Source organism: Kribbella sp. NPDC000426, assembly GCF_040300265.1.
GTDB lineage: Bacteria > Actinomycetota > Actinomycetes > Propionibacteriales > Kribbellaceae > Kribbella.
This window is the reverse complement of record NZ_JBEPDK010000001.1, coordinates 1,270,546-1,294,877: the sequence shown is the minus strand read 5'-3', so window position 1 is coordinate 1,294,877 and position 24,332 is coordinate 1,270,546. Positions and strand designations below refer to the sequence as shown.

The following is a 24,332-nucleotide window of genomic DNA, read 5'->3' as shown; positions in this document are numbered from 1 at the left end:
TAGGAGGGAGCGCGCCACCTCACTGCCCATGCAGCTCCTCGAGGCAGCCGATCACTAGATCGCGCTCGCCCGGCGGCAGGTCCGGACCGTAGGGATCGTGCGCGGCCGCGGCCGGCACCAGGCCCTCCCATTCGGCTGCCCACAGCATCCGCTGCACGTACCCCTCGATCGGCGCGTAGAACGTCGCCGCCGCGAACCGGTCCAGCCGGTCCGACGCGGACAGGAAACCCGAGTGGTCCCCGGCGGTCCAGGTCCGCAGTACGGCGGCCGACAGCTCCACCTGCGCCGACGCGATCCCGACCAGTGCCGTGTCCGCGCCCCACATGAACGACGGCCCGTACATGCGGTCCTCGCCGGTGATCAGGAGCTTGCCGCTGTCCCGCCCGGCCCAGATCGCGTCCTGACAGCCGATGGCCCGGTCCAGCGTCGCTGTCTTCACGCCCAGCATCGCGTCCAGCGCCAGCAGCTCACGGATCAATGCCGGCGAGTACGGGTACCCGCCAGCCTCCCCGTGCAGGTAGAACCCGACCAGCGGCAGACCGCTCTCCGCAGCGACCCGCTCGTGCAGCGCCACCGCCTGTGCGTCCCCGTCCGGCAGATCTCCCAACGCGGACAGCGGATAGACCATCACTGCATCCGCCCCACCTGCCGCAGCGGCCAGCGCCATCTCCACGGTCGCGTCGGCAGCCTCCTGCAGCCCGGTCACATCAGCAGAGCGGGGTACGCCGACACCCGCCACGATCGGGACGTCCGTGGCCTGCCGCCACGTCTCCAGCACCTTCGCACGGTCGGCGGCCGACAGGTACAGCCCGCGTCCCGTGTGAGCCCACACCGCGAGCCCGCCGACGGACTCCGCCGTCAGGGCGCCGGCGTACTCGGTCAGAGCGTCGTACGCGACGACGCCGTCGGAGTCCATCGGAGTGACGACAGCAGGAAGCAGGGTGCCGCGCAGTCGTTCTACCAGTCGGTGCATAAGGAACCTCTCAGACAGAGTGCCCGAGACCGGGGCGCTTAGGTACGTCGATCCAGCCGTCGCAGTCGGCGAACACGCTCGGCGCCAGCGGGTCCTCGTCGACCATCAGCGGCCCCACCAGGTCGGCAGCGACGGTCGCACCGGGCACGGCGGCGGCCAGGTGTACGGCGGCCAGCGTGGCCACGCCCAGCTCCGGCATCGAGCCTACCTTCACCGCCAGCCCCGCAGCCTCGGCCACATTGGCGATCTGCAGCGCACGGTGGAGTCCGCCGACCTTGAGGATCTTGATGTTCAGTACGTCGGCCGCACCGCGCCGGGCGATCTCCATGGCGTCGTGCAGCGAATGCATGCTCTCGTCGACCATCACCCGTACGTCGAGGCGCTCCCGCAGCCGCACGAGCCCGGCCAGGTCCCAGCGGGGCAGGGGCTGCTCCAGCAAGGTCAGCCCGGCGACACTCATCTTGGCGAGGTACGGGAGGGCCGTGGTCGCGTCGTACCCCTCGTTGGCGTCGAGACACAGCTCGGCGTCGGCAGGGATCGCGGCGCGGACGGCGCGGATCAGTTCGAGGTCCTTGGCCGGGTCCTGGCCGCCCTTGACCTTCAGATGCATGAATCCGCGCTCCGCGTACTCCGCTGCCTCCGCGGCCATCTCGTCGAGCGTGCCGAGGCCGACGACCCACGTGGTCTGCACGCGGTTGCGGACGCTGCCGCCGAGGATGGCGTGGACCGGCCAGCCGCTCAGCCGGCCGGCCAGGTCGTACAGCGCGATGTCGAGGCCGGACTTGGCGACCTGCTGGCCCCGCAGTACGCCGTCCATCACCACATGCGCACCTGCCCGGTCGAGCGGGTCGCGCCCGACCAGGGCCGGGGCCAGGTGCTCCTCGATCGCGGCCTGTACGCCGGCCAGCGTCTCACCGGTGTACGCCGTCATCGGCGAGGTCTCGCCGATCCCGACGGTGCCGTCGGCGGTGTGGACCTCGACGACCAGGCTGACGAGCTCGGTGCTGATTCCGCTGCTGATCTGGAACGGGCGGCGGTACGGCGCGCTGACCACCCGGGTCTTGATCGCGCTGATCGGTCCGGACAGCCCGGATCCCCCGTCCGGCAACCCTGCCGGTTGTGCTGCAAGACTCATAGCCGGCTCCCAAGGGTCGCAATCTGAGCGGAAAGCATTTACGGTCAAGACCGTAAATACCGCGAGCGCTCTCTGTCAACGGAAGGTGGCACCCCGATGCGCCTGGGTCTCTATCTGAACCTCTACGGCACCCCGGACGAGCGGCCCCGGTTGGCCGACGCGGTCGAGCAGGCGAAGCTCGCCGAGCAGGCCGGGTTCGAGTGGGTCGTGCTCGGCGAACGGCACCTGCACCGGCCCGGGTACCACGAGATCCTCACCTCGATGACCTGGCTGGCCGCGCACACGTCCCGGATCGGGATCGCGACGGCGGGGATCGTCGCGCCGTTGTACGACCCCGTCGTACTCGCGGAGACGCTGGCGCATATCGACGTACTGTCCGGTGGCCGGCTAACGGCCGGGTTCGTGCTCGGGTACCGGCCGGAGGAGTTCGCGCTGTACGGCGTGACCCAGGCGGAGCGGGTCGGGCGGTTCGAGGAGGGGCTGGAGATCCTCACGCGGCTGTGGACGTCGGACGAGGTCACGTACGACGGGAAGTTCACGAGCATCCAGGAGGCGTACCTGTCGCCCCGACCGGCGCAGTCGCCGCGGCCGCGGATCTGGAACGGCGGGCGGGTGTCGGCCGTGCTGGAGCGGACCGCGCGGATGTGCGACGGGTGGACCACGTCGTTCAACGAGCTGGACGCGGACCTGCCGGCGAAGATCGCGGAGTACCTGTCCTATCCGCGCGGCGCAGACACGCTCGGCCAGGAGGTCATCCTCTGCCGCGAGGGGTACTGCGCTCCGACGTCCCAGGACGCTCGCAAGGCGCTCGAGGAGCCGCTCCGCGACCTGTACCACGCCTACACCGGCTGGAAGCGCACTTCGACCGACGTCAGCCGCTACACCCAGGGCTGGGACGACATCGTCGACCGCAGCGTCATCGGTTCGCCGGCCGAGTGCTCCGACCGCCTGGCCCACTACGAGGCGATGGGTGCCGACGGCATCATCCTCCGCATCCAGCCGCCGGGCATGTCGCAGGCGGATGCGCTGCGGTCGATCGAGGCCTTCGGGGAGCTGGTGTAGCCCGCCGCGCTAGGTGGCCGTGGCCGGCGGCGCGACCTCGTCGCCCTCATCAGCCTCGTCGGACTCGTCCGGCGGCTTCGCCGGCGCGGCGTCGCTGCTCGAGATCAGGTCGTTGACCCAGCGGGTGGACGGGTCGGCGTCCAGGAGCAGGGCTTTGGCCAGCAGGGACAGCGGGATGGCGAGGATGGCGCCGAGCGGGCCCAGGACCCAGGCCCAGAAGACGAGAGACAGGAACGTGAGCGTGGTCGACAGACCGACCGCGTCGCCGACGATCTTCGGCTGGATGATCGACTGGAAGACGAAGTTGATCACGCAGTACGCGACGATCACCCAGATCAGTGCGGACCAGCCGTTGTCCAGCAGGGCCAGCAGCGCGGGCGGGACGAGGCCGATGATGAAGCCGATGTTCGGGATGTAGTTCGTGATGAACGCGAGCAGGCCCCACAGCCACGGCAGCGGGACGTTCAGCACGTACAGGACGGCGACGTCCACCAGGGCGACGATCAGGCCGAAGATCGTGGAGACGACCAGGTAGCGCGTCGTACCCCGGGCGAAGCTGGCCAGTGCGCTGGCGACTCCGGGGCGTTGTTTCGCGGCGTCGACCATGCGGCTGGTGAAGCTGTTGGCGTCCAGCCCCATGAAGAACAGCAGGATGATGATGAAGCCGAGGTCGGAGAAGACGCCGAGCAGCTTGGTCAGCCAGGTCTGCAGGATCCCGAGCGCCTTCCCGAGGTCGAACGCCTGCAGTACGCGCTGGATCTCCTGGTTGCCGATGCCGCGGTCGGCCAGCCAGCCGCGGACGTCGTTGACCAGCTGCGCGAACGTGGCCTGGTACGTCGGGAGCAGGGTCGCGAGCCGGGCGAGGGACAACGCCAGGGCGGCGGCGAGGCCGAGCAGGATCGTGATCACCACCACGATCGCGATCAGGGCGGCGAGCCACGAACGGACCCCGCGCCGGATCAGCAGCCGGCGCAGCGGACTGACCGCGATCGTGAGGATCAACGCCAGGAACACCGGACCCGCGATACTCGAAAACCCGTGCAGCCCGCCGGCGGTGATGATCGCCCCGGCGGTCCCGAGCAGAACCACCACGCCCCGCGGCAGCGACCACGAGGCAGCCGGGGGCGGGGCTTCGGGGGAGTCAGGCATGTCGTACCTCTCCTCCGCGTCGGACCAGGGGTTCGAACATCTCCGACATCTCCTCCGGCGGCATCACGCGTCCCGGAGGAGGCAGCGCCCGGCGTCGTACGCCAAGGGTGAGTCAGTTCTGCTGCTTGCGCAGACCGGCCTGTACGGCGGTCAGCAGCGCCTTCGCCCCCAGACCGACCAGCAGCAGGTCGCCGAGGATCTGCACCGTGACGACCACCCGAGCCGCCCCGGTGACCGGTGCGATGTCGCCGAAGCCGACCGTGGCGAGGACCGTGACCGTGAAGTACATCGCGTCGGTGCGGTTCAGCGGCTCGGAGAAGCTGCCGGCCCGGTTCTGCTCCATCAGGTAGTACGTCGCAGAGAACACCACGAGGAACAGCGGCAAGGAGGTCGCGAGCGTGTCGACCGCCCGGAGCCGTGGGTACGGCGACCGCGTGATCTCGCGGATCTGCCACACCAGCACCACGGTGACCACAAGGAGCCCGAGCCCGAGGTACACCGCCACGACCCCCTCGAGCCCGTCCAGCGGCAGCAGGAAGTACGCCGCGACGATGACCACCGCTCCCGCCAGCGACCGCAGCAAGGAATTCCGCGCGATCCGACGCCGCTCACGCGGCGGAAGCCGATGGAAGCCGCCGTCTGCCATCCCCCGAGTGCACCGCACGCGTCCCGCTGTGGCATCGCCACTTCCGGGCGAGCTCCTACACACGTCATCCGCCCTGGATGATCCCCGTGAATCGGCCGCCGGGAACCCTAGATCGAGGTGGAGCCCGCTGGAGGGTTGCGGTCGTAACCTGAGGCGGACGGATGGGGGTGGCGGATGGACGTCCAGGTGGTGTTCTGGGCCGTCGTGCTGGCGCGTTTCATCTTGCCGTTCTTCATCCTGCAGTACCCGTTGCCGGCGATCATCGCCTGTCTGCTCCTGGACGGCGTGGACCAGACGATCTTCCAGCTCTTCGGCGCCGACCCGCCGAACTACCAGAGCTACGACAAGGCGATGGACGTGTTCTACCTGTCGATCGCGTACCTCGCCAGCCTGCGCAACTGGAGCAACCCGGGGGCGGTCAAGGTCAGCCGGTTCCTGTTCTTCTACCGTCAGGTCGGCGTGGTGCTGTTCGAGCTCACCGGGCTGCGGTTCCTGCTGCTGGTGTTCCCGAACACGTTCGAGTACTTCTTCATCGCCTACGAGGGCGTCCGCGCGCGCCGCAACCCGATGCGGTACGGGTTCCGGTTCTGGGTGAAGGTCGCGGCCGGGATCTGGATCTTCATCAAGCTGCCGCAGGAGACCTGGATCCACATCCTCCAGCTGGATCTGACCGACACGATCCGCGACGTACCGTGGTTCCTTCCGACGCTGATCGTGGCGGTACTGGCCCTCGCGGCGGTCCTGTGGTTCGTCGTCCGGCCGCGACTCCGGCCGCCCGACTGGACGCTAAGGCTGAGTGCCGACCCGTTGCCGGTGGAGATGGACGAGGCGAGCGAGCGGATGGCCTACCGGGCGTCGCACAACCGGGTCCTCGACATGGCGTCATTCGAGAAGATCGTGCTGATCGGGCTGACCAGCGTGATCTACGGGCGGGTGCTGCCCGGCGTCGAGACCAGCGACCTCCGGCTCTTCCTCGGTATCGCGTTCTTCGTCGTACTGAACTCCGCGATCGGGCTGTGGGGCGCGCGCCGCGGGTACGGGTGGGACTCGGCCGCGTTCTCGTTCGTGGTCCTGCTGGTGATCAACATCGCGCTGGTGCTGGTCGCGGACCTGTTGCTGAGCCGGGGCGACGGTTCGCTGTCGCTGCCGGACACGCTGTTCTTCGTCTTCCTGGTCACCACTCTGACGATGCTCTACGACCGGTACCACCCGGTCAGCGAGTACCGCGCGACCGCGGCAGCCAAAGCCGCGAGCTGAGGAGAGCACCATGTCGGAGCCCGAGGAAACCACCGGCGGAACCCATCGCCGGCCCGGCGAGGTCGAGGTCCCGGAGTGGCCGAGCCGCTGGGTCGGCGGCAGCCTGTTCGCCGGCGTGATGATGATCGTGCTCGGTATGGTCCACGCGTTCCAGGGGTTCGTGGCGATCTTCGACGACACGTACTTCCTGGTCCGCCCGTCCCGCCTGGCGATCCACCTCGACTACGACAACTGGGGCTGGATCCACCTGGGCGCCGCCGTCTTCGTCCTGATCGCCGGCATCGCCCTGCTGAACGGCCGCGTCTGGGGCCGCGTGGTCGGCGTGGTCGTCGCGATCCTCAGCATCCTGCTCAACATGGCGTTCCTCGCGGCGTACCCGATCTGGTCCACGATCACCATCGCCGTCGACATCCTCGTCATCTGGTCGCTGACCGTCCACGGCGACGAGCTACGCCAGATGCTCGACCGCAAGTAGCAGTCAGGCTTTCAGGCCCGACATGGCGATCGAATCGGTCAGGTAGCGCTGGAGCAGGCCGAAGACCAGGAGGCTGGGGACGACGGTGATCGTCGCGCCGGCCATGACCTGGTTGATCGGGACGGCCTGGGTCTGGAGGGTGGCCAGGCCGACGGTCAGGGTTTGCATCTTGCCGGACTGGCCGATGACCAGCGGCCAGAGGAAGTCGTTCCAGTGCCACAGGAAGACGAAGATCCCCAGCGTGGCCAGCACCGGGCGGATCAGCGGTACGACGATCGTGGTGAAGATGCGCCACTCCGACGCCCCGTCGATCTCCGCGGCTTCGAAGAGCTCGTCGGGGAGCTGCATGATGAACTGGCGCATCAGGAACACCGCCTGCGAGTTCGCCAGCGTCGGGACGATCAGGCCCCAGTAGCTGTCCACCCAGTCGAACCGCGAGACCAGGATGTACGACGGGATCAGCGTCGCCTGGAACGGGACCATCAGCGTGGCCAGGAACGCCCAGAACATGATCTCCCGCCCCGGGAACTTCTTCTTCGCGAACGCGTACCCGGCCATCGACGCGAACAGCAGCACGCAGACGACCGAGACGAGCGAGTAGAGCAGCGAGTTGACCGTCCAGCGCGGGATGTCCGAGCTGGACAGCACCCGCGAGAAGTTGTCCAGTGTGAAGTTCGCCGGGTTCAGCGCGTCGGGAAAGGTCCGGCCGCTGGGCGGCGCGAAGGCGACCATGACCATCGCCGCGAACGGGACGATCGTCACGATCGCGGTCAGCGTCAGCAGGGTCGGCAGCGTCAGGCGGGCCGCCGTCCGACGGCCGACCGCCTTGGTCTCACTGACCGCCCGTACCGGCGGGCGTTCGAGCATGTTGACCATCAGTCGTCCCTCCCGACGAGCCGGCGCTGAACGAGCGAGACGACCAGCACGATCAGGAACAGCACCAGACCGATCGCGCTGGCGTAACCGAAGTCGAAGTACTTGAAACCGCTGTCGTACAGGAAGTACACGAGCGAGTAGCTCGAGCGCACCGGCCCGCCGCCGGTCATCACGTACATCGCGTCGAAGACCTGGAACGCGCCGATGGTCTCGATCACGAGCACGAAGAACAGCACCGGGCGGAGCTGCGGCAGCGTCACGTACCGGAACCGCTGCCAGGTGCCGGCGCCGTCGATCATCGCCGCCTCGAGGTACGACTTCGGCACCGCCTGCAGACCGGCGAGCAGGATCAGCATCGAGTACCCGAAGCCCTTCCACGCCGACGTCACCGCGATCGACGGGAGCACGGTGCCGGACTGGCTGAGGAAGTCGATCGGGCCGACGTTCACCAACCCGAGGACGGCGTTCAGCAGGCCGTCCTGCGCGTCGTAGATCCACTTCCAGATGACCGCGGCGAGGACGATGCTCGTCACGTACGGGAGGAAGAAGACGCCGCGGAAGAAGCCGCGCTTCCAGACCACCTGGTGGAGAAGGATCGCGGTGCCGAGCGAGAGCAGGACCGTCAGCGGCACGAAGATCACGGTGTAGGTGACGGTGACGAGCAGGGCCTGGTGGAAGACGCTGTCCGACAACAACCGCGAGTAGTTGTCGAGGGCAATAAAATCCCACTTGCCGCTGAGCCGGTAGTCGGTCAGCGAGAGCAGGAAGGCACCAACCACCGGCAAGAACCGAAACACCAGGAACAACACCAGCATGGGAGCGACGAACAACAAACCGACCCAAGGGCGCCGGATGGACCTGCGCCGACCGGACACGGGTCCCGCCCGACCCGTGCCCGGCACTTGGCGTGCCTCCGTCAACGCTGTCTCGACAGGAGGTCGTTGGCTTGTTTGGCGGCGTCGTCGAGGGCCTGTTGGGGTTGCTTCTTGCCGGTGAGGACGGCCTGGATCTCCGTGCTCAGGAAGGACATCACCTGGCGTGCGGACGCGTTCGGCTCGCCCGGTACGGCGTACTGGAGAGCGTCACGGAACTTCGCCGCGTTCGGGTCGGTCGACTCGGTCTTGGCGTCGTTGCGGGGCGAGTAGAAGCCCGACGCCTTGCTCAGCGGGTCCAGCTGGGCGGGCTGCATCATGAACGACAGGAACTTCTTCGACGCGTCGACATTGTCCGACGCCGCGTTCAGCACCAGACCGCCCGGCAGCCCGAACCCGACCTGCTTCTTCCCGGTCAGCGGCGAGCCGATCTCGATGTTCGCCGCGCCCCAGGTCTTCGTCACCGTAGCGACGTCGGCCGGCACGCTGGTCATCGCCATCGCCACCTGCCCCTTGCCGAACGGCGAGTCGGCGACCACATTGCTCGCCGAGATCGCGGTCTTCGGGATCGCGCCCTCGTCGTACAGCGACTTCAGGAACGTCAGCGCCTCCAGACCCGGAGCCTGGTTGAACGTCACGGACTTCCCGTCGTCGGCGAACACCTTCCCGCCCGCCTGCCACAGCAGCGGGTAGAAGTTCAGGTTCAGCGTGGCCTCGGCCGAGGCCGAGTAGTCCAGCGTCGAGAACCCGGCCGCCTTCAGCTTCGGCGCGGCCGCCTTGATCTCGTCCCAGGTCTCCGGCGGCTTCGCGATGCCGGCCTTGGCCAGCACGGTCTTGTTGTACATCGTCGAGGTGACGGTGTGGTAGATCGGTGCGCCGTACACCTTGCCGTCGACGCTCAGCCCCGGGATCGCGGCCGGCAGGAACTTGTCCTTGTCCGGCGCGACCACGTCGTCGATCGGCTCCAGCGAGCCGCTCTTCACGTACTGCGGGATCTGGTCCGGGATCATCAGCAGGACGTCCGGACCCTTCTTGCCGGAGAACGCCGCCGCGACCTTCTCCTCCCGGTTCGCCCAGGGCTGCATCTCCAGCTTCAGGTCGATGCCGGAGTTCGCCGCCTCGAAGTCGGTCTCGACCTTCTTCCAGTAGGCGTCGCTGGCCGCCTGGTCGGCGATCACCGGGTACATCCAGAGCGTGACGCTCTTCTTCGAGTCCGAGGAGCCCGAATCGCCTCCGCCGCAGGAACTGAGCGCGGCGGCGAGCACGAGCGCCGTGAGTGGTGCCGCGATGCGGCGGACGGTGGATTTCATCGCACCCCCAGGGTGTGTCCGGAAGTCAGGGCCGGAAGTAGTTGCACCGAATAACGGTCAGGACCGAAAGTAGCCGGGGTGAATTTCCGCTGTCAACGGCTGATATCAATCCGGAACAGCTCGGACCCGCTCGTCATCAGTAGTTGGTGGTCTCCCCGGACCCCGAGCCGCCGGTGCGCGTGCTCGACGAACAGCGTCGGGACGGCCTTCTTCCCGGGCTCGATCCGGTAGATCTTGTTCAGGTCGATGCTCACGTAGACCGCCTCCCGGGTGGACACGATGTCCCCGCTGGAGGTCGTCGTACCGAGCGTGAAGGACTTCTTCAGCTTGCCGCTGTCGGGGGCCACTGCGAACACCGTCTTGCCGGCCACACCCCAGAGCAGGCCGTCCGGCCCGATCGTGACCGACGAGACCGTCGCCGCGCCCGGCACCGGCACGGTCTCCCAGAGCTTCTTCTTCCCGGCCACGTCCCACGCGAATACTGTGCCCGCTTCCCGGGTCGGCGGAGTGGTGGTCAGCCCGCCGGCGATCGACGTGCCGCCGTACACGATGCCGCAGTTCGCGGTCAGGCCGAAGACCGACTCGTCCTGGACGACGTTGCGGTACTTCTCCGCCGTACCGGTCTTGGGGTCGTAGATCACCAGCGCGCCGCCGAGCCGGTCGCCGTCGGGCACGGTGCCGACCGCGATCTTGCCGTTCACCTCGGCCAGCGCCCGGGCCCGGGTCTGGAAGATGTCCGGCTTCAGGTTGAGCGCCTGGACCGGGTTGTCCGGCGTACCAGGCGGCCCGGGGGAGTACTCCGGGCTGCTCCACGGCTTCGACGTGTCGTACGAGTAGAGGCGGGCCTCCGGATACGCGCCGACCCAGACCGTGCCGTTCGAGCCCTCCATCAGCGCCTCGACCTGGGAGAACCGGTTGAACGTCGCCGCGCCGGTGTCCGGGTTGACGACGGACACGCCGCCGTTGAGGAAGCCGCCGGCGTAGATGTTGTTCTTGCCGCCGGCCACGGACAGGATCTCGATCGGCTCCCGCCGGACCTTGGTCTGGAAGATCTCGGACTTGCCGGTCTGCGGGTTGTACCGGAACTCCTCGCCGCGCCACAGGGTGCCGACGACGCTGGTCCCCGGGTAGTCGGGCAGGTCGAGGTCGGCGTACCCGATCGAGCGGGCGTTCTGGATCCGGCCGGTGAAGGTCAGCCCGGTCCCGGTCAGGGTCTTGGTGGCCGGGTCGTACTTCTTCAGCTCACTCGCCTGGATCATGTACAGCGAGCCGTCCGCGCCGATCGGCGAGATGTCCAGGCCGTGCTCGTTCGCGATCTCGTCGACCCAGGTCCGCGACGCGATGTCCCAGACGTACATCGGGCCGGGGAACGCCGTACTGACCCGGGTGTAGACGCGGCCGCCGCGGACGTTGAGGTCGTAGACGACCTTGTCCTTCGGGTCGCCCATCGTCGGCGGCGCCGGGATCTCGGTGACGGCGCCGCTGGCCACGTCGATCTCCTGGAAGTACGCGTCGGGCTCGGTGCCCGTGTAGAGCTTGCCGTTCGCGTAGTCGATGCTCTTGACGTACCCCTGGCCGGCCTTGATCGTTCCGTAGTCGCGGACCGCGCCGGTTGCGTGGTCGTACTGGAACACCCGCCCGTGCGGATAGGTGCCGCCGTACACGTTGCCCTGCTCGTCGACGGTGATGCGCAGGATGAACGTCTCGGACGCGAGCGGCCGGCCCAGGTCCTCGGCCGTGGTTGCGCCGGGCTTCAGCCGGTACAGGTGGCCGTTGTTGTACGTGCCGGCGTAGATCGTGCCGTCCGGTGCGGCTGCGACCGCGTAACTGCCGTCCGCGCCGGGCAGCGCCGCGGACAACAGGCTGTCGCCGGTGGCCGGGTCGATGGCGTTCAGGTACGCCGGGCTGCCGCTGGACACGTTCCAGATCGCGGTCTTGCCGTTCGGGCCGGGCGCGACCGTACCGCCGATCAGCAGTACATCGGACAGCGGAACGCCCAACGAGGTCAGCGTCGCCGTCGGCGGACGATGCCCGGCCTCGGCGGCGGGAGTGGTCAGAGTCGTGACGAGTACGGCGGCGAGTGCCACCGCGATGAGCGAGCGGGCTGATCGCATGCGATGCCTCCGGGGTGCCGTATTTACGGTCCTGTCCGAAAGTGAAGCCCTGACCGCATGACGAAGTCAACGTCTCGGGGGAATTTGCCACTACTGGCAGCCGAAGCTGCGGTTTCGGCCTCAGCCGTTAAGGTTGCGGGATCGCTGTGAGCAGGTTCTGCAGCTTGTCGCGGGTGGCGGCGAAGTAGCTGTTCTCGCGGTGCAGGGCGCGGTGGAAGGCGGCCAGCTCGGCCGGCGAGATCGTGTTCGAGAACGTGCTGATCTCGGTCAGGTCGAGCCGGCGGTTGAACAGGTGCACGGTGTCCCGCCAACGATGCAGCAGCCCGACCAGGTCGGCGTCCCGGTGCAGTCCCAGCGCCCCGGACACCAGCGCGAGGTCCACCGCGGACACGACCAGCCGTGGGTACACCTGCCGTGAGGTCGGCGCGTCCGGCGAGAATCGCTCGTCGTTGAGCAGCCGGGTGTTCTCCTGCAGCTCGTCCACCACCGCCCGCAGTACTTCGGTACGCCGCTCGGCCTCGGCCGTGAGCCGCTCGACGAAGATGCCGCTCAACCCGGCGACCAGCGTCAGGGTGTTGACGGCCGGCTCCCACCGCGAGTTCCCCGGCCAGAAGAACCAGATGATACCGAGCACGAACGCCACGCTGAGCAGGCCGTACGTCACCACGGTGACGACGGTCCGCCGGGTCATGTCGCCCAGATGTCGTCGGCGAGGGTGTGCGGCGTCTGGCCGGCCGCGTCCGGCGCGAGCAGGAGCAGCTCCAGACCGAACGGGTTCGGACGGCGGGTGTAGCGGAACTGGGACTGGATCGCCTCGACCGGCGTCAGTTGGCATGCCTCGGTGAGCCGCTTCAGCCGGGTGGTCGAGTACTTCCGGGTCGTGTACAGCCGGATCGTGTCGCCGATCGGCAGCACCACCTCGGTGTGGTCCGGCAGCTCCATCCGGATCTCGGCGTCGGTGTCGTTCTGCCAGAGGATCTTGACCAGCAGCGCGTCCTCGTCCTCGACCTCGCCGATGAACTTGACCCGGTCGTTGTTGATCTTGAGATCGGTGTTGTACCGCAGCGCGCTGGTGACGAACTCCGCGAACGCCCGGGTCTGGTGGTACTCGTCGGCGGCCGCGTCCGCGGTCTCCTGGTCCAGCCGGGTGGTGCTCGCGACCTCGAGCAGCAGCCGGTCCTGCGGCCGGAGCACCCGGGTGAGCGTGCTGAGCAGCTCCTCGTCGCTCTCGAAGTTCGCCAGCGTGTTGCCCGTCAGCGTGAACAGGATCGGGTCGTTGCCGACCAGCCGGGCGAGCATCTGCGCGAGCTCGTCCATGTTGTCGGCAATCGAGAAGTCCAGCTGCACCGGCAGCACCTGCGAGACCGGGAACCGGGCGCCGCGGACGGGCTCCAGCGTGCCCATCCGCAGCATCTCCGAGCTCATGTCGACCGGGATGTAGTACATGTCCCGGTTGTTGCGGCGCATGTCGCTGAGGATCGTGCGGTCCTTCACGCCGGTGCCGACGCCGAGGCTGACCAGGTGGAAGCCGCCGTTCTCGACGTGCGGGCGGACCTTGCGCCAGTGCCGCAGGAACGACTCGGCGCCGGCCTTCATGACCAGGTAGAACGGGTCGTTGGTGGCGTTCGCCCAGGCGATGGTCGGGCCGATACCCCAGTACGAGAAGCCGGACGTGATCTGCTTGCCGTCACCGGTGGTCGACACCGGCCCACGCAGGTCACCGGTCAGCGTCGCGAGCTTGTCGGTCTGATCCTCGCCGACGAGCAGCAGCGACCACGCGAAGTCGTCGTCGGCCAGCGCATGCTCGAGCTTCCGGATCACGGGTACCGGCTCTGCCACGTCTCACCCCTCACACGATGAGACGACAGATTATCGGTTGCCGGACCAGACCGCTGGTCAGATGGGAGTGACCGCGTCGGCTTCGCGGCCCTTGGGGCCGTCGACGATCTGGAACTCGACCCGCTGGCCGTCCTCGAGGGTCTTGTACCCGTCCGAGACGATCTTGCTCCAGTGCACGAACACGTCGTCGATCTCGTTGCCGTCACCACCGGTCTCGACGGCAAGAAAACCGTAGCCCTTGTCGGCGTTGAACCACTTCACGGTGCCGCGCACCATCGGAACTCCTCGACCACGGGACCGCTTATCCAGGCCCCTCGCGATCCCCAAGCCTAACCGAGCCGGCTGCCAGACAGACCGCCGCGCCCACCAGCGCGGCGCTGACCCACAGCGGTCCGCGGAAGCTCGCGGCCCCGATCGCGAGCCCGCCGAGGACCGGCCCGGCGGCGGCTCCGACGTTGAGCGCGGCGGTCGCGAGACCTCCGGTCAGGACGGGTGACCCGGCATCGGCGTACAGGGCGTAGGCGATCAGCGTCGAGCCGACCGCGAACGACAATCCGCCTTGCAGGAAAGCCAGAACGACAGTGGGTACGACGTGTACGGCGGTCAGCGCGAACGCGCACCAACCGAGCAGCAAGATGCCACCGGCAACCAACGTGAGGACGTGGTTGCCGCGGTCGGCGTACCGGCCGGCGACGGTGACCCCGGCGAACGAGCCGAGGCCGAAGAGCGCGAGTACGACCGGCACCCATCCGGCGCCGAGATCGGTGACATCGGTCACGATCGGGGCCAGGTACGTGAACGAGCAGAACGTCGCACCGTTGACGAGGGCCCCGAGCAGCAGCAGTACGACGAGGCGCCGGCTGACCCAGAACCGCCCGATCGTCGTCGGCCCGGCGCTGCGGGCCGGCACCGACCGTAGGATCGCGATCAGCGCGGGCAGCGAGATGATCGCAACCGCCCAGAACGCGGACCGCCACCCGAAGTACGAGCCGAGCAGGGCGCCGGCCGGTACGCCGACGATGCAGGCCAGCGTCGTACCGCCGATCAGGACCGAGGTCGCACGGCCCTTCGCGTCCGGACGGACCAGGCAGGTCGCGGTGGCGAGCGCGATGGCGAGGAAGCCGGCGTTCGCGAGCGCGGCCAGGACCCGGGTGATCAGCAGTACGGCGAAGCTGGTCGTCAGCGCGCCGACCACGTGGACCGCGAGGAACACGGTCAGCGTGACCAGCAGCGTCCGCCGCCGCGGCCAGCGGGCACCGAGGACGGCGATCGCCGGAGCGCCGACGATCATGCCGAGCGCGAACGCCGACGTCAGCCAGCCGGCGGTGGGAATCGAGACGCCCAGGTCCTGGGCGATGTCCGGGCCGAGCCCGGCGAGCATGAATTCGGAGGTTGCCTGGGCGAACACGGCCAGGCCGAGCAGGTACAGCACGAAAGGCATGGAAATACTCCCGTGAACCATCGATGGAATACGTCATCGGTGGTTACGGTCTGTCGGCCTCCGGGCTGGACATGCTGGGGAGCTTAGGAAGCGGCGTACCGGCCGTCTACCGAGTTATCCGCGGCGGGAGGCGGCTAGGCCTAGGACGCCTGCTTCTGACGGGTGGGGAACGACCGCGCCTGCTCCCCTTCGGTGATCGGGGATTGTCGGTCCCGACTGATTGGATTCTGGTATGTCTCGGTTCCGGTTGCACCCGACTCGCGTACAGCAGGCAGCCTTGCTGCTGCAGTGTAAGCACGCGCGATATGTGTGGAACCTGGCGCTCGAGCAGTGGTCGATGTGGACCCGCGACAACCTTCCGTCGCCCGCGTACGTCGAGCAAGCGCGGCAGTTGACGGAGGCGCGGGCAGCGTTCGGCTGGTTGCGGGCGGGCTCGCAGACCGTGCAGCAGCAAGCGCTGCGTGACTTCGACCAGGCTGTCAAGAACTTCTTCGGTGGAACGCACCGGCGGCCGACCTGGCGCAGAGCTGGACTGCACGAGGGCTTCCGTGTCGTCGGCGGTCAGGCGGGTCGAATCATGAAGCTGAACCGGAAGTGGGCGCAGGCACTCGTACCGAAGGTCGGTTGGGTCCGGTTCCGGCTGTCGCGCGCCGTACCCGGCGCGAAGTCCTACCGGATCACTCGCGACCACGCAGGCCGCTGGCACATTGCCTTTGCCGTCGTCCCGGAGCCGATTCCGGCGTCCGGCTCGGGCGAGGTCGTCGGCGTCGACCGCGGCATCACCGTCTCGGCCGCACTGTCCACTGGTGATCTCCTCTCTTGCCCCGGGCTGTCCGATCGTGAGCAGCAACGGCTGAAGCAGTTGCAACGTCGACTGGCTCGATGTCGGCGTGGCTCCAACCGCCGTCAGTTGGTGAAAGCCGCGATCGCGAAGCTGCACGCCCGCTGGGTGGACCGTCGGATGGATTGGGTCGAGAAGACCAGCACCGACCTCGCACGCCGATTCGACGTCATCCGCGTCGAAGACTTGCGCATCGCCCGGATGACCACGAAGCCCAAGCCGAGACCCGTGCCCGGCAGGCCGGGGGCGTACCTGCCGAATCGTCGCCGGGCGAAGGCCGGGCTGAACCGCGGCATCCTGGTCAATGGCTGGGGATTGCTCGTACGACGGCTGGAGCACAAGGCGGCGGGACGAGTCGAACGAGTAAGCCCTGCATACACGTCGCAGACCTGCAGTGTCTGTGGGCACCGCGCGCCGGAGAACCGTGAGAGCCAAGCGGTGTTCCGGTGTGTGGCCTGCGGACATCGGGCCAACGCGGATGTGAATGCGGCGATCAACATCGCGGCCGGACGGGCCGTCAGCGCACGCCGAGAGACGCCCGTACGGGTCTCGTCGAAGCGTGAACCCTAACTCGCTACCTCCGGGTAGTAGTTGGAATCCCCGTCGGTGAGCGGAGGGGAGGACGTCAACCGCGCTCCACCTTGATAAGTGTGTGTGTCGACCGAATCAGACGCGACGCGACGCGGCCAGGCCCAGGATGCCGGCGGTGACCAGGAGGATGGCGCTGGTGACGCCGAGGTCGTCGGTCTGCAGGACGCCGTTCTCGGTCAGCATCCAGATCGTGGCTGCACCGGTCAGAACCGCGCCCGTCACGACACCGGGAACGTCCGGCTTCGTCTTACGTGGCTGCTGGCTCATCCGCGCTCCAGTTTGATACTGCCCAGCCTGACGTCCAGGTCCAGGGTGACCTGTTGCGGGCCGGCCTTGCCGTCCGTGCCCAGGTCGTTGAGTGTCAGCTCGGCATTATGGCCGCCCTGGTGCTGGTCGAGGAAGGCCACGTCTCCCATCTCGGCCGAGAGGTTGCCGGTCACGTCGACGTCCTTGGGCACCTTGACGATGACCTCGCCGGCGCCGCCGTGGACGTCGACCTTCGCGCCCGGGGCGAACTTCGCCTTGGTCAGGTCAAGATGTACCGACCCGGCGTCGAACTGGTAGCTCGTCCCGGTCGCGGTGATGGTCTGGCCGATCGGCGCGACGTAGTTGGTGTCGGCGAAGTTGCGCGGAATGCTCGGGAACACCGTGCTCGCCACCGCACCGGCCGCGAGCAGGATGCCCAGCGGCAGCAGGGCCAGCGTGCGGCCGACGAACCCGCCCAGCAGCATGCCGGCGCCGAGCGTGGCCAGGCCGATGACGAGCATGGTCGCCGTCGAGGCGCCCGCCAGCGCCGCGATCCCGATCGCGAGACCGGTCAGCACGACGACGATCGACTTGATCCCGCGCATGCCCTTCGCGGGCGGCTCGGCCGCCTTGGAGCCGACCGGCGGGGTGGTGGTGCGGGCCGGCTCGTCGACGTACAGGCCGAGAGGGTCGTCCTCGGTCCACACAGCCTGGACCGGTTCGACGGTGCGGTCCTGGGGTCGCTGTGTGGCCGAGGACGACGGACCCGTCGGGGGAGCTGACGGGTCGTTCTGGGACGGCGCGTAGGCCGAAGTTGTCTGCTGACCGGCGTTGGCCGGGGGCGTCGCGTCCTGCGGGCGACCCGTCCAGTTCGTGCCCTGGCCCGTCCAGTTGGCGTTCGGGCCGCCCATCCATTGCTGGCTGCGCCGGCCGCGACCGCCGTGCTTGCGCTGCTTGACGACCAGGAAGATGACCGCGACCACGATCAGCGGACCCGGGATGAAGTGCCCGAAGTTGAACGACGACATCATCGCGATCGCGGCGAACACACAGGCGCCGATCACGACCGGCCACAGCCACGGGTGGTCGGGGCGGACCCGGTCACCGAGCAGACCCTGCGCCGCCGAGCGGTCGCTGCCCTCGTCGGGCATCAGCACCCAGGCGGCGATGTAGAAGATGATCCCGGGACCGCTGAGGATCAGGACGGCCATCACCACGCGGATCAGCACGGGGTCGATGTTCAGCGCGCGGCCGATACCGCCGCAGACACCGGCGACCCAACGGTCCGACCTGCTGCGCCGCCACGTCTGCGGGTTCTGCAGGCGGTCGCGGTCGAACCCACCGGGTCCACTCTGGTTCTGCTCCATGTCATCGATACTCACACCCTGCGCGCGTGCGGAACATCGGGATGCACCCTGACGATCCCCGGAGTCGGCGCCGTGCGAGTGGCCGGCCCGGCGGGGGTCTCGGGGTTCTCCCCGAGGCGACCCTGAGCCGGGCGGGCGGCCGCTGAGGAGGCGGCCCGGGACAAGCCTGCTGGTGTGCGGCCCGTCCACATGTGACGATCGTGGTGATGAGCCAGCCAGCAGCCGCGCCGCCGGGCGGGACCTCCACCAACGGAGGCCAGCCCGAGCCGACCGCTGCCCAGCCTGCCCAGGACGGGCAGTCGGCACAGCCACAGGGGGCGCAGGCTCGCCAGCCGGGCGAGGCCGGTGCGCCCGCCGGGCCGGACCAGTGGCGTTACAAGGGCTGGGGACCAGACGGTCCGGGCCAGTACCAAGGCCCGTACGCGGCGTACGCCGCGCGGATGGCGGCCGAGCACGCCGCAGGCGGCCAGCGGTACGCGGGTCAGCCGCACGGTGGCGCGCAGTACGCGGGTGGCCAGCCCGCGGGTGGCGCGCAGTACGCGCCGGGTACCGGTGGGGGTTGGGCACCCCCGCCTTACGGTCAGGCTGGAGCGGCGGCCGGGGCCGGAACTGTTCCTCCTCGGCAGCCGACGGACCCGCCTCGGCGGGCGTACCGGCGTACTGAGGGCCGGGTTGTCGCGGGCGTGGCCGGCGGGATCGCGGACCACCTGGGCGTGTCCGACACTCTCGTACGCCTTGTGCTGATCGCGACGACCGTGTTCGGCGGCTTCGGCGTACTGATCTATGCGGCCCTGTGGTTCCTGATGCCGCTCGCTCCGGACAACGTGCCGGGTGCACCGGGTCTGGCCGCCCACACCCGCAGCGGGATGCGCTCGGACGAGCCGCCGCCCCCGGTGGCCGAGGCGAAGCAGCGGAAGCGGGAGAAGAGCCGCGGCCAGCTGCCCGCATTGGTGGCCATCGGCATCGGTCTGTGCCTGCTGCTGCAGGTCGCCGGGTTCGGCATCGCCGGCAAGCTGTTCTGGCCGCTGGTGTTCGCCGCCACCGGCCTCGCGCTGATCTGGCGGCAGGCGGACGAGAACCAGAAGGACAAGTGGACGCAGGACATCCGCGTCCCGATCCTCGGGCTCGTGCTCGGCAAGGGCGGCTGGAAGTCGCTGATCCGGATCGCCGTCGGCCTGATCCTGATCGGTACCGCGGTCACCCTGTTCCTGGTCCAGAACGGCCGGCTGTCGATGGTCGGCGACGTACTCATCGCGTTGCTGCTGGCTGTCGTCGGCATCGGCGTGATCGCCGGGCCCTGGGTGCACCGGCTGAGCCGCGACCTGAACTCCGAGCGGGCCGAGCGGGTCCGCTCCCAGGAGCGCGCCGACATGGCCGCGCACCTGCACGACTCGGTGCTGCAGACGCTCGCGCTGATCCAGAAGCAGGCGGAGGACCCGAAGGCGGTGACCCGGCTGGCCCGCTCGCAGGAGCGCGAGCTGCGGTCCTGGCTGTACGACGAGGACGACACCACCGACCAGACCATCGCCAGCGCGGCCAAGCGGGCGGCGGCCGAGGTCGAGGACTCGCACGGCGTGCCGATCGAGGTGATCACGGTCGGCGACTGCGACCTGACCGAGCCGCTGTCGTCGATGGTGCGGGCGGCCCGGGAGTCGATGGTGAACGCCGCCAAGCACTCCGGCGCCGCGAAGATCGACGTGTTCGTCGAGGTCGACGGCGACCGGGTGGAGATGTTCGTCCGGGACCGGGGCAAGGGCTTCGACGTCGACGAGGTACCGGACGACCGGCTGGGCTTGCGGCACAGTGTGATGGGCAGGATGGAACGGCACGGCGGCCGCGCAACAGTGCGGTCCGACCCGGAGACTGGCACCGAGGTGCGACTGGAGATGGACAGATGAGCAGCAGGCGCGTTGTCGTCGTCGACGATCACGACATGTTCCGGGCCGGGGTACGCAGCGAGATCGGCGCCTCGGTCGACATCGTCGGGGAAGGCTCCGACGTCGACACCGCGGTCAAGGCGATCGTCGGCACCGAGCCGGACGTCGTACTGCTCGACGTACACCTGCCCGGCGGCGGTGGCACCGAGGTGATGAAGCAGGTGCACCAGCGGCACCCGGACATCAAGTTCCTCGCGCTGTCGGTGTCCGACGCGGCCGAGGACGTGATCGGCGTGATCCGGGCCGGCGCCCGCGGGTACGTCACCAAGAACATCTCCGGCACCGAGCTGATCGACGCGATCAACCGGGTCGCCGACGGTGACGCGGTGTTCTCGCCGCGGCTGGCCGGCTTCGTGCTGGACGCCTTCTCCGGCGCGATCGACATCGCCTCGGTGGACGAGGACCTGGACCGGCTGTCGCAGCGTGAGCGCGAGGTACTGCGGCTGATCGCGCGCGGCTACGCGTACAAGGAAGTCGCCCGGGAGCTGTTCATCTCGGTGAAGACCGTCGAGACCCACGTCTCCTCGGTACTGCGGAAGCTGCAGCTGTCCAACCGGCACGAACTGACCCGTTGGGCGACCGACCGCCGCCTGGTCTGACGTCCGCTGCCCCCTTCGGGGTAATCTCCACCGACCGGGTGGGATTTCGAGGGGGGCAGCGTCGTGTTGCACTACGTGGTACGCCGGGTCGTGTCCGCGATCAGCGTGGTCGCGGTGACCCTGGTCGCGACGTTCGCACTGTTCTTCATCGCGCCGACGGACCCGGCCGCCGCGATCTGCGGTGAGCGCAAGTGCCCGCAGTCGCGGTACAACGAGATCAGGGCGAACCTGCACCTCGACGAGCCGAAGGTCCAGCAGTTCACGCGGTATGCCAAGGGCATCGTGGTCGGGCGCGACTTCGAGACGTCCGGCGTGGTCCAGCACTGCTCGGTGCCGTGCCTGGGCTTCTCGTTCAAGAACGACCGCCCCGTGACCGGCACGCTGATGGCCCGGCTGCCGGTGACCGCCTCGTTGGTCCTCGGGTACGGCGTACTCGTGCTGACCATCGGTGTGAGTGCCGGCGCGATGGCGGCCAGACGACGCGGTACGCCGGGGGACCGGATGATGATGAGCGGCACACTGCTGATCAGCTCGGTGCCGTACTACATTGTCGGGTTGATGGCGGCGCTCTACCTGACGATCCTCTACCCGATCCTGCCGCGGAGCGGGTGGGTTTCGCCGCTCGAGAGCCCGTGGCACTGGTTCACCGGCCTGATCGCGCCGTGGGTGATCCTGAGCCTGTACGGGTGCACCGACTACGCGCGCTACTCCCGCGGGTCGATGGTGGAGACGCTGAACGAGGACTTCATCCGGACCGCGCGCGCCAAGGGCCTGTCGGACCGGGCCGTCACCTACAAGCACGCGCTCCGCGCCGGGCTGATCCCGGTCGTCACGATCTTCGGCCTGGACCTCGCCGCCAGCTTGTCCGGGGCGATCTTCACCGAGAAGATCTTCGACCTGCCGGGGCTCGGCGTCCTGGCGCTGGACGCGGTCAGCGACTACGACCTGCCGGTGATCATGGGCACGGTGCTGCTCGGCTCGGTGCTGCTGGTCGCGATGAACCTGATCGTCGACCTCGCCTACAGCGTGATCGATCCGCGCGTGCGGCTGCAGTGACGGATCGGGGCCGGATCAGCGGCCCGCCGACGTGTAGGGCAGCAGGGCCATCTCGCGGGCGTTCTTGATCGCGCGGGCGACCTGCTTCTGCTGCTGCACCGACAGCCCGGTGACCCGGCGGGAGCGGATCTTGCCCCGGTCGGAGATGAATTTCCGCAGCAGCGCGGTGTCCTTGTAGTCGATATAGGTGATGCCGTCGCGGTCCAGCGGGTTCTGCTTCGGCTTGCGCTTGCCGGTCGGGGCCGGGCGTCGGGCCATGGCGCCACTCCTTCTTGAATGTCGTTTTCAACTAGCCTAACTCACGCGTCCACGGGTGGCGCGTTTCGGCCAGGGCATGGATTCGCCACCCCGGTAACGGCTGTCCAGGCTTGGTGGCTGTTATACCGTCGACTCTTATGGAGCGGAATCTCACAGCCGATCAGCTCGCGCTCTTCGAGAAGGAGTTCGCGTCGAACCCGCAGTACCGGGTGATGCAGAACGCCGTCACGCAGACGCCGGTCAACAGCATTGCCCTCGACCGTCAGGTCGTCACGTCGATAGACCATTCGGTGTCGAATCTTCTCGACGACTGGAAGGTGACGAACCAGAAGAAGAGCGGCCGGTGCTGGATGTTCGCCGGGCTGAACCTGCTCCGGGTCGGCGCGGCCGGGAAGCTCGGGGTCAAGGACTTCGAGTTCTCGCAGAACTACGTGCTGTTCTGGGACAAGTTCGAGCGGGCCAACTTCTTCCTCGAGGCGATGATCGACACCGCCGGCCGGGACGCCGACGACCGGACGGTGGCGCACCTGCTGTCCGACCCGATCAGCGACGGCGGCCAGTGGAACATGTTCATCGCACTGGTCCGCAAGCACGGCCTGGTGCCGAAGTCGGCGATGCCGGAGACCGAGAGCTCGTCCGCGACCGCCCAGCTGAACGACGCGCTGCGCAAGCTGCTGCGTCAGGGCGCGCGCGACCTGCGGGCGCTGGAGGGTGACGAGGCCCGCCGCGAGCGCAAGCGCGAGATCCTGACCACCGTGCACCGGGTGCTGAGCATCCACCTCGGTACGCCGCCGCAGAAGTTCCTGTGGCAGTGGAAGGACTCCGACAAGGGCTTCCACCGCGACGGCTGGACCACGCCGACCGAGTTCGCCGCGGCGTACGTGCAGCTGCCGGTCGACGACTACGTCTGCCTCGTGCACGACCCGCGGGCGACCAGCCCGGTCGGCAAGACCTTCACCGTCGACTACCTCGGCAACGTCATCGACGCCCCGCCGGTGGTCTACCTGAACGTCGAGATCGACCTGATGAAGCAGCTCACCCAGGACGCGATCGTCGGCGGCGAGCCGGTCTGGTTCGGCTGCGACGTCGGCAAGCAGATGAACTCCGACCTCGGCTTCTGGGACGCCAAGCTGTACGACTACGGCTCGGTCTACGACACCGAGTTCACGCTCGACAAGGCCGAGCGGCTGGTGCACCACGAGACGCTGATGACGCACGCGATGCTGTTCACCGGCGTCGACCTGGTCGACGGCAAGCCGCGCCGCTGGCGCGTCGAGAACAGCTGGGGCGACGAGAAGGCCGACAGCGGCTTCTGGACCATGAACGACTCCTGGTTCGGCGAGCACGTCTTCGAGATCGCGGTCCGCCGCTCGGCCCTCCCCGCCGAGCTCCAGGCCCGCCTCGACGACGAGCCGATCGTCCTCCCCGCCTGGGACCCGATGGGCGCCCTCGCCGACTGACCCACCCCACACCCAACGGACCCCGGCCCCCGGCCGGGGTCCGTTCTACGTTCACTCGTCCACAGGCTCGGTGAGGGCTGTGCGGATGAGGGTGGTGGTTTCGGTGGGGCGTTCGAGGAGGGGGAGGTGGCCTGCCCAGGGGAGGTCGGTGCGTTCTGAGGTGGGGAGGCGGGCGGCCAGGTAGTCGGCGCTGTCGGTGAAGAAGCGGAAGTCGTGGGCGCCGGTGACGAGCCAGACGGGGGCGGTGATGCGCTCGGGCTCGACCGGCCATTCCTCGTTGTCCACGTCGCCGGCGGCCAGTTGGACGTCGTACGCGTGCTGCTGCATGGTGCGGAGGAGGGCGCGGGCCTCGTCGGTGGCGTCCGGGCCGATCCAGCGGTCGACGGTGAGCTCGGTGGCACCGGCCACGTCACCGGCGTCGATCAGCGCGTTCTCCTCGGCCCAGAGTGCACGCAGCGCCTCGTCGGGCTCGACGTTGTCGGTCGGGGCGCACAGCAGCACCACGCGGGCGAACCGCTCCGGCTCCCGGCTCGCCACCTGCTGTACGACGTACCCGCCGTACGACGCTCCGACGGCGGACACCGCGCCCGCGCCGACCTCGTTCAGAACCGCCAGCACGTCACCGGCGTCGGAGTACTTCGCTGCGGGCTCGAGCGGGGTCTCGCCGTACCCACGCAGGTCGAGTGTGATGACCTGGTGGTCGTCGCGGAGGTCTTCCACCAGGGCGGACCACATCCGGGCGTCGGCGACCCCGGCATGCATGAGCAGGACCGTCGGCCCGTCGCCGACCACGGTGTAAGAGATAGTCATGGTCGAACGATCGCCGGT

24 protein-coding genes are annotated in these 24,332 nt (G+C 68.5%); 8 read left to right on the top strand and 16 right to left on the bottom strand.

Annotated elements, in window-relative coordinates; genetic code table 11:
• Nucleotides 1-19: 19 nt before the first annotated feature.
• Both ABT313_RS06285 and ABT313_RS06280 read right to left on the bottom strand, forming a co-directional pair.
• Nucleotides 20-973 (bottom strand): dihydrodipicolinate synthase family protein, encoded by a 954-nt coding sequence (locus tag ABT313_RS06285; RefSeq protein WP_350849268.1) that lies wholly within the window; start codon nt 971-973, stop codon nt 20-22.
• Between the two features lie 10 nt (nt 974-983).
• Entirely contained in the window at nt 984-2,108 is a 1,125-nt protein-coding gene (locus ABT313_RS06280) for a mandelate racemase/muconate lactonizing enzyme family protein (RefSeq protein WP_350849266.1), read from the bottom strand.
• Between the two features lie 96 nt (nt 2,109-2,204).
• On the opposite strand from ABT313_RS06280, the gene ABT313_RS06275 reads away from it, so the two are divergent.
• A complete protein-coding gene (locus tag ABT313_RS06275) occupies nt 2,205-3,170 on the top strand; it encodes an LLM class flavin-dependent oxidoreductase (protein WP_350849264.1) in 966 nt (321 codons plus the stop codon).
• A 9-nt stretch (nt 3,171-3,179) separates the two neighbouring features.
• Here ABT313_RS06275 and ABT313_RS06270 read toward each other — a convergent pair whose 3' ends face one another.
• Together ABT313_RS06270 and ABT313_RS06265 are read right to left on the bottom strand one after the other, a co-directional pair.
• Nucleotides 3,180-4,319: an AI-2E family transporter gene (locus ABT313_RS06270; protein ID WP_350849262.1), complete on the bottom strand. Its 1,140-nt coding sequence runs from the start codon at nt 4,317-4,319 to the stop codon at nt 3,180-3,182.
• Nucleotides 4,320-4,431: 112 nt separating this feature from the next.
• Nucleotides 4,432-4,965, bottom strand: coding sequence for a potassium channel family protein (locus ABT313_RS06265; protein WP_350849260.1), 534 nt, complete (start codon nt 4,963-4,965; stop codon nt 4,432-4,434).
• A gap of 174 nt (nt 4,966-5,139) precedes the next feature.
• On the opposite strand from ABT313_RS06265, the gene ABT313_RS06260 reads away from it, so the two are divergent.
• Nucleotides 5,140-6,222, top strand: a complete 1,083-nt coding sequence (locus ABT313_RS06260; protein ID WP_350849258.1) for a hypothetical protein — start codon at nt 5,140-5,142, stop codon at nt 6,220-6,222.
• Nucleotides 6,223-6,232: 10 nt separating this feature from the next.
• Nucleotides 6,233-6,697: a DUF7144 family membrane protein gene (locus tag ABT313_RS06255; RefSeq protein ID WP_350849256.1), complete on the top strand. Its 465-nt coding sequence runs from the start codon at nt 6,233-6,235 to the stop codon at nt 6,695-6,697.
• Between the two features lie 3 nt (nt 6,698-6,700).
• On the opposite strand, the gene ABT313_RS06250 is transcribed toward ABT313_RS06255, so the two are convergent.
• The 8 genes from ABT313_RS06250 to ABT313_RS06215 form a co-directional block, all read right to left on the bottom strand.
• Nucleotides 6,701-7,573 (bottom strand): carbohydrate ABC transporter permease, encoded by an 873-nt coding sequence (locus ABT313_RS06250; RefSeq protein WP_350849254.1) that lies wholly within the window; start codon nt 7,571-7,573, stop codon nt 6,701-6,703.
• Nucleotides 7,573-8,388: a carbohydrate ABC transporter permease gene (locus ABT313_RS06245; RefSeq protein WP_350849252.1), complete on the bottom strand. Its 816-nt coding sequence runs from the start codon at nt 8,386-8,388 to the stop codon at nt 7,573-7,575. Before ABT313_RS06245 ends, ABT313_RS06250 begins: the two co-directional genes overlap by 1 nt.
• Before the next feature lie 101 nt (nt 8,389-8,489).
• Entirely contained in the window at nt 8,490-9,755 is a 1,266-nt protein-coding gene (locus ABT313_RS06240) for an extracellular solute-binding protein (RefSeq protein WP_350849250.1), read from the bottom strand.
• A gap of 92 nt (nt 9,756-9,847) precedes the next feature.
• Nucleotides 9,848-11,869: a ligand-binding sensor domain-containing protein gene (locus tag ABT313_RS06235; RefSeq protein ID WP_350849248.1), complete on the bottom strand. Its 2,022-nt coding sequence runs from the start codon at nt 11,867-11,869 to the stop codon at nt 9,848-9,850.
• 127 nt (nt 11,870-11,996) lie between these two features.
• On the bottom strand, nt 11,997-12,560 hold the full coding sequence (locus tag ABT313_RS06230) for a hypothetical protein (protein ID WP_350849246.1): 564 nt from the start codon (nt 12,558-12,560) through the stop codon (nt 11,997-11,999).
• On the bottom strand, nt 12,557-13,708 hold the full coding sequence (locus tag ABT313_RS06225) for an L-histidine N(alpha)-methyltransferase (protein WP_350849244.1): 1,152 nt from the start codon (nt 13,706-13,708) through the stop codon (nt 12,557-12,559). The genes ABT313_RS06230 and ABT313_RS06225 overlap by 4 nt, the downstream gene beginning before the upstream one ends.
• A gap of 57 nt (nt 13,709-13,765) precedes the next feature.
• Nucleotides 13,766-13,984, bottom strand: a complete 219-nt coding sequence (locus ABT313_RS06220; RefSeq protein ID WP_350849242.1) for a cold-shock protein — start codon at nt 13,982-13,984, stop codon at nt 13,766-13,768.
• A gap of 25 nt (nt 13,985-14,009) precedes the next feature.
• Nucleotides 14,010-15,149, bottom strand: coding sequence for a Cmx/CmrA family chloramphenicol efflux MFS transporter (locus ABT313_RS06215; RefSeq protein WP_350849241.1), 1,140 nt, complete (start codon nt 15,147-15,149; stop codon nt 14,010-14,012).
• A gap of 232 nt (nt 15,150-15,381) precedes the next feature.
• Between ABT313_RS06215 and ABT313_RS06210 the strand changes: the two genes are divergently transcribed.
• A complete protein-coding gene (locus tag ABT313_RS06210) occupies nt 15,382-16,560 on the top strand; it encodes an RNA-guided endonuclease InsQ/TnpB family protein (protein WP_350849239.1) in 1,179 nt (392 codons plus the stop codon).
• 96 nt (nt 16,561-16,656) lie between these two features.
• Here the strand turns inward: ABT313_RS06210 and ABT313_RS06205 are convergent, their stop codons facing one another.
• Nucleotides 16,657-16,848, bottom strand: coding sequence for a hypothetical protein (locus tag ABT313_RS06205; RefSeq protein WP_350849237.1), 192 nt, complete (start codon nt 16,846-16,848; stop codon nt 16,657-16,659).
• Entirely contained in the window at nt 16,845-18,194 is a 1,350-nt protein-coding gene (locus tag ABT313_RS06200) for a PspC domain-containing protein (RefSeq protein WP_350849235.1), read from the bottom strand. Before ABT313_RS06200 ends, ABT313_RS06205 begins: the two co-directional genes overlap by 4 nt.
• A gap of 206 nt (nt 18,195-18,400) precedes the next feature.
• Here ABT313_RS06200 and ABT313_RS06195 point away from each other — a divergent pair, with 206 nt between their 5' ends.
• The 3 genes from ABT313_RS06195 (at nt 18,401) to ABT313_RS06185 (ending at nt 21,786) form a co-directional block, all read left to right on the top strand.
• Nucleotides 18,401-20,092, top strand: coding sequence for an ATP-binding protein (locus ABT313_RS06195; protein WP_350849233.1), 1,692 nt, complete (start codon nt 18,401-18,403; stop codon nt 20,090-20,092).
• Nucleotides 20,089-20,730, top strand: a complete 642-nt coding sequence (locus ABT313_RS06190; RefSeq protein WP_130443951.1) for a response regulator — start codon at nt 20,089-20,091, stop codon at nt 20,728-20,730. The genes ABT313_RS06195 and ABT313_RS06190 overlap by 4 nt, the downstream gene beginning before the upstream one ends.
• A 63-nt stretch (nt 20,731-20,793) precedes the next feature.
• The gene (locus ABT313_RS06185) at nt 20,794-21,786 is read left to right on the top strand and encodes an ABC transporter permease (RefSeq protein ID WP_350849231.1); all 993 of its coding nucleotides are present in this window, start codon (nt 20,794-20,796) and stop codon (nt 21,784-21,786) included.
• Between the two features lie 15 nt (nt 21,787-21,801).
• Here the strand turns inward: ABT313_RS06185 and rpsR are convergent, their stop codons facing one another.
• The gene (gene rpsR, locus ABT313_RS06180) at nt 21,802-22,044 is read right to left on the bottom strand and encodes a 30S ribosomal protein S18 (RefSeq protein ID WP_130443954.1); all 243 of its coding nucleotides are present in this window, start codon (nt 22,042-22,044) and stop codon (nt 21,802-21,804) included.
• A gap of 137 nt (nt 22,045-22,181) precedes the next feature.
• Between rpsR and ABT313_RS06175 the strand changes: the two genes are divergently transcribed.
• Nucleotides 22,182-23,504 (top strand): C1 family peptidase, encoded by a 1,323-nt coding sequence (locus ABT313_RS06175; protein ID WP_350849229.1) that lies wholly within the window; start codon nt 22,182-22,184, stop codon nt 23,502-23,504.
• 51 nt (nt 23,505-23,555) lie between these two features.
• On the opposite strand, the gene ABT313_RS06170 is transcribed toward ABT313_RS06175, so the two are convergent.
• Nucleotides 23,556-24,314, bottom strand: coding sequence for an alpha/beta fold hydrolase (locus ABT313_RS06170; RefSeq protein ID WP_350849227.1), 759 nt, complete (start codon nt 24,312-24,314; stop codon nt 23,556-23,558).
• Between the last annotated feature and the right edge of the window lie 18 nt (nt 24,315-24,332).